Raw genomic sequence first — 12,297 nt, 5'->3', positions numbered from 1 at the left:
CGGAAACCTCGTGCCCCCCGACGGACCGCCACCCCCCTCCTGGCGCATCACCCTGCCGCACTCCACGGCCGCCGTGCCGATCGCCCGCGCGCTGATCCGCTCGGTGCTGACGGACATCGACGCCCCCGCCGACAGCGACACCGCCGAGCTGCTGACCGCCGAGCTGGTCGCCAACGCGGTGGAGCACACCCCGGGCGACGACCCCATAGAGCTGGTGGTGGAGCTGCTGCCGGCCGGCTGCCAGGTGGAGGTGCACGACGGCGATCCGGCCCCGCCCGGCGATCTGTCCCGCCCGGAGCCGGAGGACGTACCGGACCCGTGGCAGGAGCACGGCCGGGGGCTGCTGCTGATCCGTACGCTCAGCTCGTCCTGCGGCCACCGCCCGACCGAGCGCGGCAAGGCGGTCTGGTTCCGGCTGCCGCCCGTGCAGCCCTAGGACCGCGCCAGGCGGGAGCGGCGGTGACCGTAGACCGCGTACACGAGCGCCCCGGCCGCGAGGAACACGGCGAACTGCACCCAGGTCGTCCAGCCGGTGCCGTACATCAGGTAGACGCAGAAGCCGATGCCGATGAGCGGGCTGAGCGGGTAGAGGGGGACCCGGAAGGAGCCCCGCACCTCGGGGTTGCGGCGGCGCAGCACGAGCACGGCGGCGTTGACGGCGACCATGGTGGCGAGCGTGCCGATGGTGGTCAGGTTCACCACCATGCCGAGCGAGGAGAAGGCCGCCGGGACCGCGAAGACGACGGCGACGATCCAGGTGTTGGCGACCGGCGTCGCGGTGCGCGGCGAGACCCGCTCGAAGACCCTCGGGACCAGGCCGTCGCGGGACATGGACATCAGGATGCGGGTCTGACCGTACATCACCGCGAGGACGACCGAGGCGATGGCGACAACCGCGCCGAAGGCGATGATCCCGCCGCCCACCGACGAGCCGGTGACCTGGTCGACGATCAGCGAGAGCGCGGCGGGCTTGTCGGAGACGGCGTCCGGGCCCAGCGCGCCGATCGCGGCGAGGGCGACCGCGCAGTAGAGCAGGGTGACCAGGCCGATGCAGATCATGATCGCGAGCGGGATGTTGCGCCGGGGGTTCTTGACCTCCTCCCCGGCGGTGGTGATCGCGTCGAATCCGATGTACGAGAAGAACGCCAGGGACGCGCCCGCCGTGACGCCGCCCGCGCCGTGGGTGGCGAAGGGGGCGAGGTTGCCGCGCTCGAACGCGGTGAACGCGATGACGCAGAACAGCGCCAGGACGACGAGCTTGAGGACGGCCATCGCGGCGGTGGCCGTCGCGCTCTCCCGTACACCGCGCACCAGCAGGGTGGCGGCCATCATGACCACGATCACGGCCGGGAGGTTGATCACGCCGCCGTCGGCGGGTCCGGCGGAGAGCGCGGCGGGCAGCTGGTGCCCGAAGAGGCTGTCGAGGAGCTCGTTGACGTACTGGCTCCAGCCCACCGCGACGGCGGAGACCGAGACGCCGTACTCCAGGAGCAGGCACCAGCCGACGAGGAAGGCCAGGCGCTCGCCGAGCGTCGCGTAGGCGAAGGAGTACGAGCTGCCGGACACCGGGATCGCGCTGCCCAGCTCGGCGAAGGAGAACGCCGTGAAGACGCAGGTGACGGCCGCGAGGACGAAGGAGACCACGACGGCGGGTCCGGCCTCGGCCACGCTGTCGGACAGGCCGACGAAGATGCCGGTCCCGACGACGGCGCCGACCCCGAAGCACACCAGCTGGAACAGGCCCATGGTGCGCTTGAGGCCGTGGCCCTCCAGGTCGGCACCCGACTCGGCGATCAGCCGGTGCGGGTCCTTGACGCGGTGCGGGGGGCCGGGGAGGCGCAGGGGGCTCACGGCGGTGTCTCATCTCTGGCGGTACACGTGCCTCAAGCTCGTCGTCCTGGCGCTGTTCTGCGTCATCGCGTTCACCGCGTTCGAGCGCGGCAACCTCGCCCCCTTCGCCACCCACGGCGCGGGCGGCGTCACGGCGGTGTCTCATCTCTGGCGGTACACGTGGGGGGTGAGCGGCTGGGGCCGTGGGGGCCGTCGCACGCACGAAAAGGGGGTTCGAGCGTGCGAGCTCGAACCCCACCAATCGGAACCATCATAGACACCTGTCCGCATATTCACCCAATTAGGTGTATGAACATGCGGGGCCGAGCTACTTCCCGGCCATCGTCGCCACCAGGACCGCCTTGATCGTGTGCATGCGGTTCTCCGCCTCGTCGAAGACGACGGAGTGCGCGGACTCGAACACCTCGTCACTGACCTCCAGCTCGCTCAGACCGTGCCGCTCGTGGATCTCGCGGCTCACCCCGGTCCCGAGGTCGTGGTACGCGGGCAGGCAGTGCATGAACTTCACCCCGGCGTTCCCGGTGGCCCGCAGGACGTCCATGGTGACGGCGTACGGCGTGAGGGCGGCGATGCGGGCGTCCCACACCTCCTTGGGCTCACCCATCGAGACCCAGACGTCGGTGGCGACGAAGCCGGCGCCACGCACGCCCTCGGCCACGTCCTCGGTGAGCGTGACCCGCGCCCCGGACGCCTCGGCGAGCGCACGCGCCTCGGCCACGACCGTGTCGGCGGGCCAGTACGCCCTGGGTGCGACGATGCGCACGTCCATGCCGAGCAGCGCGCCGGTCACCAGATAGGAGTTGCCCATGTTGAAGCGGGCGTCGCCGAGGTAGGCGAAGGAGATCTCCTCCAGCGGCCTGTCACTGTGCTCGGTCATCGTCAGCACGTCGGCGAGCATCTGGGTGGGGTGCCAGTCGTCGGTGAGCCCGTTGAAGACGGGCACCCCGGCGTACGCGGCCAGCTCCTCGACGACGGCCTGGCTGTCCCCCCGGTACTCGATCCCGTCGAACATCCGGCCGAGGACGCGCGCGGTGTCCTTGACCGACTCCTTGTGCCCCATCTGGGAACCGGAGGGGTCGAGGTACGTGGTGGCGGCGCCCTGGTCCGCCGCGGCCACCTCGAAGGCGCACCGGGTGCGGGTCGAGGTCTTCTCGAAGATCAGCGCGATGTTCCGGCCACTCAGCCGCCGCGTCTCGGTCCCCGACTTCTTGGCGGCCTTGAGCTCGGCGGCCAGGTCGATCAGGCCGCGGAACTCCGCCGCCGTGAAATCCAGCTCCTTGAGGAAGTGGCGGCCTGCGAGGTCTATGGCCATGGTGACTGCTCCTGGGTCGGACGGGGGACGCATACGGTAACGCTGGAACCCTATACGACGCAATGCATCGCTATACAGAGATGTCTCGCGGTACGGACCCCCGCCTCCCCTCACACGGCGTCGCGGACCACCGGGCAGCTCATGCAGCGCGGACCGCCCCGGCCCCGGCCCAGCTCGCTGCCGCGGATCTCGATGACCTCGATGCCCTCCCGGCGCAGATGCGTGTTGGTGGTGGCGTTGCGCTCGTAGGCGACGACGACGCCCGGTTCGACGGCCAGCACGTTGCAGCCGTCGTCCCACTGCTCCCGCTCGGCCGCGTGCACGTCCTGGGTGGCGGTGAGCACCCTGATCGAGCCGAGACCGAGCGCCTGGGCGATGGCCGTGTGCATCTGCTCGGGCGGATGGTCGGTGACCTTGAGGTCGCGGGGACCGTCGCCGGGCTCGATCGTGTACGAGCGGAGCATGCCGAGGCCCGCGTACTTGGTGAAGGTGTCCCCGTCGACCATGGTCATCACGGTGTCCAGGTGCATGAAGGCCCGGCTCTTGGGCATGTCCAGCGCCACGATGGTCCGGGCCGAGCCCGCGTCGAAGAGGCCCCGGGCCAGCATCTCCACGGCCTGCGGGGTGGTGCGCTCGCTCATGCCGATGAGCACGGCGCCGTTGCCGATGACGAGGACGTCGCCGCCCTCGATGGTCGAGGGGTAGTCGTCCTGCCCCTCGGACCAGTGGTGGAAGGCACCCGCCTCCGGGCCCGTGAACAGCGGATGGTGACGGTAGATCGCCTCGAAGTGGACCGTCTCGCGCTGCCGCGCCGGCCAGCGCATGGCGTTGATGGACACCCCGTCGTAGATCCACGCCGAGGTGTCCCGGGTGAACAGGTGGTTGGGCAGCGGACCGAGCAGGAAGTCGTCCAGGTCCATCACATGGAAGCGCACCGAGACCGGCTCCTTGTGCCGCTCCAGGAACTCCCGTTTGGTCATCCCGCCGACCAGCGCCTCGCACAGCTCTGCCGCGGTCAACTCCTCGAAGGCGGCCCGCAGATGCTCGGTGGCGAGCGGGCCGTACTCCTTCTCGGCGAAGACCCGGTCCAGGACGAGCCGCCGGGCGACGGGGATCTCCAGCGCCTCGCGGAGCAGGTCGCCGAAGAGATGCACCTCCACCCCGCGGTCGCGCAGCACGTCCGCGAAGCCGTCGTGCTCCTGACGCGCCCGGCGCACCCAGAGCACGTCGTCGAAGAGCAGCGCGTCCTTGTTGCTCGGTGTGAGCCGTTTCAGTTCCAGATCGGGGCGGTGCAGGATGACGCGGCGCAGCCGCCCGGCCTCGGAGTCGACATGGAATCCCATGCCCACATCCTCACCGCGCGGCGCGCCGTTCACCCGGCGAATCGCCAGCCTGTTCTCCCGGTGTGCTCAGAGCCGGGGGTCCACCGGCTCCGACTCCAGGGCCAGGACGGCGAACACCGCCTCGTGGACCCGCCACAGCGGCTCCCCGTCCGCGAGCCGGTCCAGGGCCTCCAGGCCGAGGGCGTACTCCCGCAGCGCCAGCGAGCGCTTGTGGCCGAGGAAGCGGCCGCGCAGCCGGTCCAGGTTGTCCGGGCGGGTGTACTCGGGACCGTAGATGATCCGCAGGTACTCCCGGCCGCGCACCTTGATGCCGGGCTGCACCAGCCGGCCCTTGCCGTCCCGGACGAGCGCGCCGAGCGGCTTGACGACCATGCCCTCGCCGCCCCGGCCGGTCATCTCCAGCCACCAGTCGACGCCCGCACGGACCGACGCCTCGTCGGCGGTGTCCACCACGAGCCGCCGGGTGACCTGGAGCAGGCCGCTCGGGTCGTGCTCCACCAGCCGGTCCAGCCAGGCCAGCTGCTCGTCGTGCGGTACGGAGGCCAGCGAGCGGCCCTGCACGGCGAGGATCTGGAACGGCGCCAGCCGCACGCCGTCCAGGCCCTCGGTGCTCCAGCAGTAGCGCCGGTACGCCTCGGTGAACGCGGCCGCGTCCTCGGCCCGGTCCCGCTGCCGGTCCGCGAGCGCGCCCACGTCGACGCCGCGCGCCGCGGCTGCCGCCAGTGCCCCGGTGGCGCCCGGGAACACCGCGCCGGACGCGGCCCCCACCGCCGCGTACTGCGAGCGGAGCAGGCCGCCCGCCTTCAGCGACCAGGGCATCAGCTCGGCGTCGAGCAGCACCCAGTCGGTGCCCCACTCCTCCCACAGCCCGGCGGCGGTCACCGCCGCGCGCAGCCGGCCGAGCACGGTCTCGGTGAGCGCGGAGTCGTCCAGGAACGGGCGCCCGGTGCGCGTGTACAGCGCGCCGGTCGGTCCGCTCTCGTCCGCACCCCCGGTCCCGAAGCGCTCCCGGGCCGCGGCGGCGTCCTTGCAGACCAGGGCCACGGCGCGGGAGCCCATGTGCTTCTCCTCGCACACGACCTTCGCCACGCCGGCCGCCCGGTACTCGCCGAACGCCTCGGCCGGGTGCTCCAGATAGCCGTCCTCCCGCGAGGTGGCGGTGGGCGCCATCGTCGGCGGCAGGTACGGCAGCAGCCGGGGGTCGACCGCGAACCGGCTCATGACCTCCAGGGCGGCGGCCGCGTTCTCCTCGCGGACGGCGAGGCGGCCCATGTGCCGGGTCTCCACGGTCCGGCGGCCCCGCACGTCGTCGAGGTCGAGCGGGCGGCCCTCCCGGCCCCCGGGCGCCTCGGTCGCCAGCGGCTTCACCGGCTCGTACCAGACCTGCTCCGCCGGTACGTCGACGAGCTCGCGCTCCGGCCAGCGCAGCGCGGTCATCCTCCCGCCGAAGACGGCACCGGTGTCCAGGCAGATGGTGTTGTTGATCCACGAGGTGCTGGGCACCGGCGTGTGGCCGTAGACCACGGCGGCGCGGCCCCGGTAGTCCTCCGCCCACGGGTAGCGCACGGGCAGCCCGAACTCGTCGGTCTCGCCGGTGGTCTCCCCGTACAGCGCGTGCGAGCGGACCCGGCCGGAGGTGCGGCCGTGGTACTTCTCGGGCAGCCCGGCGTGGCAGACGACGAGCCGTCCGTCGTCGAGCACGTAGTGGCTGACGAGCCCGTCGATGAACTCCGCGACCCGCTTGCGGAACTCCGGGTCCTTCGCGTCCTCCCGCTCCAGCTGCTCGACGGTCTCGGCGAGGCCGTGGGTGAGCTGGACCTTGCGGCCCTTGAGATAGCGGCCGAGCTTGTTCTCGTGGTTGCCGGGCACGCACAGCGCGTTCCCGTCCGCCACCATCGACATCACGCGGCGCAGGACGCCGGGGCTGTCCGGGCCGCGGTCGACGAGGTCGCCGACGAAGACCGCGGTGCGGCCCTCGGGGTGGGCGCCGTCCACGTACCCCAGCCTGCCGAGCAGGGTGTCCAGCTCGGAGCGGCAGCCGTGGATGTCCCCGATGATGTCGAACGGGCCGGTGAGGTGGCGCAGGTCGTTGTAACGGCGCTCCAGCACCACCTCGGCGTGCTCGGCCTCCTCCTCGGTGCGCAGGATGTGCACCTTGCGGAAGCCCTCTCGCTCCAGGCCGCGCAGGGAGCGACGCAGCTCGCGGCGGTGGCGCTGGATGACGTGGCGGGGCATGTCGGCGCGGTCCGGGCGGGCCGCGTTGCGGGCGAGGCAGACCTCCTCGGGCAGGTCGAGGACGATGGCGATGGGCAGCACGTCGTGCTCCCGGGCCAGCCGTACGAGCTGACGCCGGGCCTCGGCCTGGACGTTGGTGGCGTCGACGACCGTCAGCCGGCCGGCGGCGAGGCGCTTGCCCGCGATGTGGTGCAGGACGTCGAAGGCGTCCTTGCTGGCGCTCTGGTCGTTCTCGTCGTCGGCGACGAGGCCGCGGCAGAAGTCCGACGAGATGACCTCGGTCGGCTTGAACTGCCGCCGCGCGAAGGTGGACTTGCCGGAGCCGCTGGCCCCGATGAGCACGACGAGGGAGAGGTCGGTGACGGGGAGCGTACGGTGCGGGGCGTGCCCCGTGTCTTCGGTGGTCATGCGGCTTTCGCCTCCTTCTCGGTCTCGTCGGTGGTGGTGGCGATCGTGAACATCGCCATCTGGGTGGGCGGGCCCACCTCGGGGTCGTCCGGGCCCACGGGCACGTACTCCACGTGGTACCCGTGCCGTCCGGCCACCGCGTCCGCCCAGGTCCGGAACTCGGCCCGGGTCCACTCGAAGCGGTGGTCGCCGTGGCGGGTGTGCCCGGCCGGGAGGGTCTCCCAGCGGACGTTGTACTCGACATTCGGCGTGGTCACGAGCACCGTACGGGGGCGCGCGGAGCCGAACACGGCGAACTCCAGGGCGGGCAGCCGCTCCAGGTCCAGGTGCTCGATCACCTCGCTGAGCACCGCCGCGTCGTACCCCTTGAGCGTCTTGTCCGTGTAGGTGAGCGAACCCTGCCGCAGCGTCACCCGGGCGGCCTGGCGCTCCCCCATCCGGTCCAGCTTCAGCCGGCGCGAGGCGATGGTCAGGGCACGCATCGACACATCGACACCCACGATCTCCGTGAAGCGCGGGTCCTTCAGCAGCGACTGCACCAACTGCCCCTGGCCGCAGCCGAGGTCGAGCACCCTGGCCGCCCCGGCGGCGGTGAGAGCCGCCAGGATCGCGTCCCGGCGTAGCACGGCCAGCGGCACCGGCCGCTCCTCCGTGTCGGAGCCCTCGTCCACGGCGTTGTCGATGCTCTCGACTTCGAGGTCGTCCGCCTCCGCGAGCCGCACCAGCTCCAGCCGCTCCATCGCCTCCCGGGTCAGTCCCCAGCGCCGCGACAGATACCGGCTGGTGATGAGCTTGTGCTCGGGGTGCTCGGCCAGCCAGCCCTCACCGGCGCGCAGCAGCTTGTCCACCTCGTCCGGCGCCACCCAGTAGTGCTTGGCGTCGTCGAGCACCGGCAGCAGCACGTACAGCTGGCGCAGCGCGTCGGCGAGCCGCAACTCGCCCTCCAGCACCAGCCGTACGTACCGCGAGTCGCCCCACTCGGGGAACTTCTCGTCGAGCGGTACGGCCTCCGCCTCCACCCGCGTCCATCCGAGCGGACCGAAGAGCTTGCGCACCAGCTCGGCACCACCACGGGCCGGCAGGGCGGGCACTTCGATCCGCAGCTCCATGGGGGCCGCCGCCCGCTCGGGCATCGCCTTGCAGGCACCGCTCAGCGCGGACTTGAAGACGGTGCTCATCGCGACGGACAGCAGCGAGGAGGCCGCGTAGGGGCGGTCGTTGACGTACTGCGCGAGCGCCGCGTCGGGGGCGCCGCCCCGGCCCTTGCCCTTGCCCTTGCGCACCAGGGCGATGGGATCGACCTCCAGCAGCAGGGCCGCCGTGCACTGCTCCGCGGACGCCTCGGGATAGAAGACGTGCGCGGTGCCGTGGGAGGTGGAGAACGTCTGCGCCCGCTCGGGATGCTTGTGCAGCAGGAAGCCGAGATCGGTGGCGGGACGTTCCGGGGTGCCGGTTGTACTGATCGTCAGGAACACACGTTTGAGTATGATCCGCCCGCGCTCGCCCCACCAGGCAATTTCCCGGGCCCCGCCCTATGACGTGGAGGCCCTCCACCCGGCCACTACCTCCGACGTAATCGACCACGCTCCCCTGCTGCGGCAGCGTGGCACATGTCAACGAGATCCCGACGAGGGTTCCGTCACCCAAGGCGCGAGGAGCAACCATGCCCATCAAGTCCGCCGGCCTCACCGCGAGGTCCGTCACCGGCACCACCCGCCACGTCGTCCAGGAGTTCCTCGCCGCCCGGATGGCCGGGGACGTCGAGCGGCTCGTCGCGCTCTTCGCGGACGACGTCGACTGGGTGCTCGCCGAGAACCCCGCCGTCCCGTGGATCCGGCCGCGCTCCACCGGAGCCGAATGCGCCGCCCAGTTCACGGAGCTGGCCGAGCACACGGTGGCCGAGGACGCACGGGCCTGCGTCGACACGTTCCTCGTCGATGGCACCGACGCCGTCCTGACCGGGTACCTCTCGGGGACCGTGCGCGCGACGGGGAAGTCGTTCGAGGGACCCTTCGCGCTGCGCCTCACCGTCGAGGAGGGCCGGATCACTCGGCATCACCTCTACGAGAACAGCGTATCGATCGCCGAGGCGTGCACCCCTTCCTGAGTCCCGGCCCCCGAGTTGCGACCGGGCTCCCCCCCCCGCCCCCCGGTCGCGCACCGCCGCCGCCAGCCGTGCGATCTGTTCCGGGCCGACCCGGCAGCAGCCGCCGATCAGTCGGGCGCCCGCCTGCTGCCAGCGGGCCGCACGCCCGGGGTCGAACGTAGCGTCCCCCGTCCAGCCGCCGGACGCGGCGTCCCAGCGCTCGCCGCTGTTCGGGTAGGCCACCACCGGCTTCCCGGCCGCCTCCGCCGCCGCCCGCACGGCGGACTCCACCTCCGCCGGGTCGCAGCAGTTCACACCGACCGCGATCACCTCGTCGTGTTCCCGCGCCAGGCCGAACGCCTCGTCCAGCGGCTGCCCGGCGCGGGTCCTGCCGTCGGCCACGGTGTAGGAGAGCCAGACCGGCAGCCCGTACTCCCCCGCCACCCGCAGCAGCGCCCGCGCCTCGTCCGTGTCCGGCACCGTCTCCAGGGCCAGCGCGTCCGGCGCGGCCGCGGCCAGCGCCGCGATCCTCGGGCGGTGGAAGCGCTCCAGCTCCCCCACCGTGAGCCCGTAACGGCCCCGGTACTCCGCCCCGTCCGCCGTCACCGCGCCGTACGGGCCGACGGAGGCCGCCACCCAGACGTCCCGCTCCACCGTGCCGGCCGCCCGCCGGGCCAGCTCCACACTGCGGGCGAAGAGACCGGCCGCCGCCTCCCGTCCGATCCCGCGCCGCGCGAACCCCTCGAAGCTCGCCTGATAGCCGGCCGCGATGAGCACCTGGGCACCCGCCCGCACATAGGCGGTGTGGGCCGCCTCGATCTGTCCGGGCCCGTCGGCGAGCAGCCGGGCGGACCACAGCGCGTCGGACAGATCGCAGCCCTGCGCCTCCAACTGGTTGGAGAGCCCGCCGTCGAGGAGGACCGTGCCCTCGGCGAGTGCGGCGGCGAGGGGGCGGCCGGGCCCAGGTGTCATCGCGACTCCGTTCTCAGCCCAGCTGGGACTGGACCTGGGACGAGATCAGCTCCAGGTGGTCCAGGTCACCGAGGTCGAGCACCTGGAGGTAGATCCGCGACGCGCCGATCGCCGCGTACCGGCCGATCTTGTCGACCACCTCGGCGGGCGAGCCCGCGAGCCCATTGGCCTTCAGCTCGGCCACATCACGGCCGATGACGGCGGCCCGGCGCGCGACCTCCGCGTCGTCCCGGCCGACGCAGACGACCAGCGCGTTGGAGTACACCAGGTCGTCCGACTTGCGGCCCGCCGCCACGGCCGCCTCCCGGACCCGGCCGAACTGCTTCTCGCTGTCCTCCAGCGAGGCGAACGGGATATTGAACTCGTCGGCGTACTGGGCGGCGAGGCGCGGGGTGCGCTTCGCGCCGTGTCCGCCGATCAGCACCGGGATCCTGGACTGGGCCGGCTTGGGCAGGGCGGGCGAGTCCGTGAGCTGGTAGTACGTGCCGTCGTAGCTGAACGTCTTGCCGACCTCGGTCGCCCACAGCCCGGTGACGATCGCGAGCTGCTCCTCCAGGCGGCCGAACTTCTCCTTCGGGAACGGGATGCCGTACGCCTTGTGCTCCTCCTCGAACCAGCCCGCGCCCAGGCCCAGTTCGACCCGGCCGCCGGACATCTGGTCGACCTGCGCCACCTGGATGGCGAGGACGCCGGGGAGCCGGAACGTACCCGCCGTCATCAGCGTGCCGAGGCGGATGCGCTTGGTCTCGCGGGCCAGTCCGGCCAGCGTGATCCAGGCGTCCGTCGGACCGGGCAGTCCGTCGCCCTGCCCCATGCGCAGATAGTGGTCGGACCGGTAGAAGGCGTCGAAGCCGAGGTCCTCGGTGGCCTTGGCGACGGTGAGAAGGGTGTCATAGCTCGCCCCCTGCTGGGGCTCGGTGAAGATGCGAAGATCCATACCTCCATCCTGCACCCGTGCGCACCGCACACCCCTCTCCGGCCCCTTCCGCACGTCGCCGCGTCCGGGACGGACCGGTCGGCGGGCGCCGGTCACTGGATGCCGGTGACCGGACCGACCGGGCCGTGCAGCACACCGTGCGGGCCGTCCCGCTCCCGGCCGCGCTCCAGATCCTGGCGCCGCTCGCGCTCCCGCTCGTCGAGCAGGCGGAGCATGCCACGTACCCGGTCCGTGGACTCGTCGGCGGCGTCGATCGCCTCCATGCACTGCCAGTACAGGCTCTGTTCATCGGTCTCGCAGGCCACCCCGACCAAAGCCATGCCGACCTCCCCGAGCAACGCGGCCAGGCCCGTCAGGGCCGCGCGGGGATCCGCCACCTCGGTCAGCCGTGCCGCGCGGGCGACCCCCGCACGGGCCGCCGGGTGGTCGAGCGCGCCGCTGCTCCTGCCGCCGATCTCGCTCAGGGCGCGCGCCTCGGCTCGTAACTCCTTGGGTCCGCTCGCGGCCAGCCGGCTGCCGACCGCCTGGGCCAGGGCCTGCGCCTGCCAGGCCTCGGCGATGATGTCCGGTGTGCCCCGGCTCTCCGCCAGCGCCTGCCTGATGACCGTTACCAGCCGCTCCGCTTCCATCGATTGCCCCCGTTCGACCGCGAAAACCCGCTCACCACGTTCATTACCCACAGTGAGGGCGTCCGCACCGAAACGCCAGAGGATTTCGGAAATCTGTGGACACTCGATCGAGTGTGGACAAGTCGATCACTCCGAAGAGTGACGATCTTGGGTGCCCGTTGATCCGCGGGCCGGTCCCGGCACGGGGCCCGGGGCGGATTCCGGGACCGGGAAGCGCGATGCGTTGCGTTCGATCTTGGCCGCGAGGGCGGCCAGCACATCGATCCCCAGTACTTCGCAGAACTGGAGCAGATACGCGAGCACGTCCGCGACCTCGTCGGCCACCCTGGGCGCCGTCGCCGGGTCCTCCATGACCCGCGCCGACTGCTCGGGCGTCAGCCACTGGAAGATCTCCAGCAGTTCGGCGGCCTCCACGCTCAGCGCCGATGCCAGGTTCTTCGGGGTGTGGTACGGCCCCCAGTCGCGGGCGGCCGCGAAGTCGGCCAGCCGTTGCTGGAGGGCCCGTACGTCGAGTTCGCTCACCG

Annotated in this window: 10 protein-coding genes and 1 pseudogene; 2 read left to right on the top strand and 9 right to left on the bottom strand. The window is 71.9% G+C overall.

Features of this window, described 5'->3' with window-relative positions; translation table 11 throughout:
- Positions 1-10 precede the first annotated feature (10 nt).
- Entirely contained in the window at positions 11-436 is a 426-nt protein-coding gene (locus EAO73_RS00385) for an ATP-binding protein (protein ID WP_147969443.1), read from the top strand.
- Here EAO73_RS00385 and EAO73_RS00380 read toward each other — a convergent pair.
- The 5 genes from EAO73_RS00380 to EAO73_RS00355 all read right to left on the bottom strand — a co-directional run bounded on the left by EAO73_RS00380 (position 433) and on the right by EAO73_RS00355 (position 8,624).
- The gene (locus EAO73_RS00380) at positions 433-1,851 is read right to left on the bottom strand and encodes an amino acid permease (RefSeq protein WP_147969442.1); all 1,419 of its coding nucleotides are present in this window, start codon (positions 1,849-1,851) and stop codon (positions 433-435) included. The genes EAO73_RS00385 and EAO73_RS00380 overlap by 4 nt on opposite strands.
- Before the next feature lie 307 nt (positions 1,852-2,158).
- Positions 2,159-3,163: an ornithine carbamoyltransferase gene (gene argF / locus EAO73_RS00370; RefSeq protein ID WP_147969440.1), complete on the bottom strand. Its 1,005-nt coding sequence runs from the start codon at positions 3,161-3,163 to the stop codon at positions 2,159-2,161.
- A 110-nt stretch (positions 3,164-3,273) separates the two neighbouring features.
- Entirely contained in the window at positions 3,274-4,506 is a 1,233-nt protein-coding gene (locus EAO73_RS00365; RefSeq protein ID WP_147969439.1) for an arginine deiminase, read from the bottom strand.
- 66 nt (positions 4,507-4,572) lie between these two features.
- Positions 4,573-7,149 carry a polynucleotide kinase-phosphatase gene (locus tag EAO73_RS00360; protein ID WP_147969438.1) on the bottom strand — a complete coding sequence of 859 codons (2,577 nt, stop codon included), beginning with the start codon at positions 7,147-7,149 and terminating at the stop codon, positions 4,573-4,575.
- Positions 7,146-8,624 (bottom strand): 3' terminal RNA ribose 2'-O-methyltransferase Hen1, encoded by a 1,479-nt coding sequence (locus EAO73_RS00355; RefSeq protein ID WP_147969437.1) that lies wholly within the window; start codon positions 8,622-8,624, stop codon positions 7,146-7,148. Before EAO73_RS00355 ends, EAO73_RS00360 begins: the two co-directional genes overlap by 4 nt.
- A gap of 188 nt (positions 8,625-8,812) precedes the next feature.
- On the opposite strand from EAO73_RS00355, the gene EAO73_RS00350 reads away from it, so the two are divergent.
- Positions 8,813-9,256, top strand: a complete 444-nt coding sequence (locus EAO73_RS00350) for a nuclear transport factor 2 family protein (RefSeq protein ID WP_147969953.1) — start codon at positions 8,813-8,815, stop codon at positions 9,254-9,256.
- A 6-nt stretch (positions 9,257-9,262) separates the two neighbouring features.
- Here the strand turns inward: EAO73_RS00350 and mmuM are convergent.
- From mmuM to EAO73_RS00330, 4 genes and pseudogenes are all read right to left on the bottom strand, one after another.
- A pseudogene (mmuM, locus tag EAO73_RS00345) lies at positions 9,263-10,207 on the bottom strand (homocysteine S-methyltransferase); the annotation flags it as partial.
- 13 nt (positions 10,208-10,220) lie between these two features.
- Positions 10,221-11,144: an LLM class F420-dependent oxidoreductase gene (locus EAO73_RS00340; RefSeq protein ID WP_147969436.1), complete on the bottom strand. Its 924-nt coding sequence runs from the start codon at positions 11,142-11,144 to the stop codon at positions 10,221-10,223.
- A 92-nt stretch (positions 11,145-11,236) separates the two neighbouring features.
- Entirely contained in the window at positions 11,237-11,773 is a 537-nt protein-coding gene (locus tag EAO73_RS00335) for a DUF6099 family protein (protein ID WP_147969435.1), read from the bottom strand.
- 126 nt (positions 11,774-11,899) lie between these two features.
- Positions 11,900-12,295, bottom strand: coding sequence for a nucleotide pyrophosphohydrolase (locus EAO73_RS00330; protein ID WP_147969434.1), 396 nt, complete (start codon positions 12,293-12,295; stop codon positions 11,900-11,902).
- Positions 12,296-12,297 lie beyond the last annotated feature (2 nt).

Origin of the sequence: Streptomyces sp. col6, from assembly GCF_008042035.1 — a bacterium.
GTDB lineage: Bacteria > Actinomycetota > Actinomycetes > Streptomycetales > Streptomycetaceae > Streptomyces.
Note: the sequence above shows the minus strand (reverse complement) of the source record. Positions and strands in the feature narration are given on the sequence as shown.

Excerpts from the sequence above, each read along its gene's own strand:
- argF (WP_147969440.1), bottom strand. The coding sequence starts at position 3,163 with ATGGCCATAGACCTCGCAGGCCGCCACTTCCTCAAGGAGCTGGATTTC.
- EAO73_RS00365 (WP_147969439.1), bottom strand. The coding sequence starts at position 4,506 with ATGGGATTCCATGTCGACTCCGAGGCCGGGCGGCTGCGCCGCGTCATC.
- EAO73_RS00360 (WP_147969438.1), bottom strand. The coding sequence starts at position 7,149 with ATGACCACCGAAGACACGGGGCACGCCCCGCACCGTACGCTCCCCGTC.
- EAO73_RS00350 (WP_147969953.1), top strand. The coding sequence starts at position 8,813 with ATGCCCATCAAGTCCGCCGGCCTCACCGCGAGGTCCGTCACCGGCACC.
- EAO73_RS00340 (WP_147969436.1), bottom strand. The coding sequence starts at position 11,144 with ATGGATCTTCGCATCTTCACCGAGCCCCAGCAGGGGGCGAGCTATGAC.
- EAO73_RS00335 (WP_147969435.1), bottom strand. The coding sequence starts at position 11,773 with ATGGAAGCGGAGCGGCTGGTAACGGTCATCAGGCAGGCGCTGGCGGAG.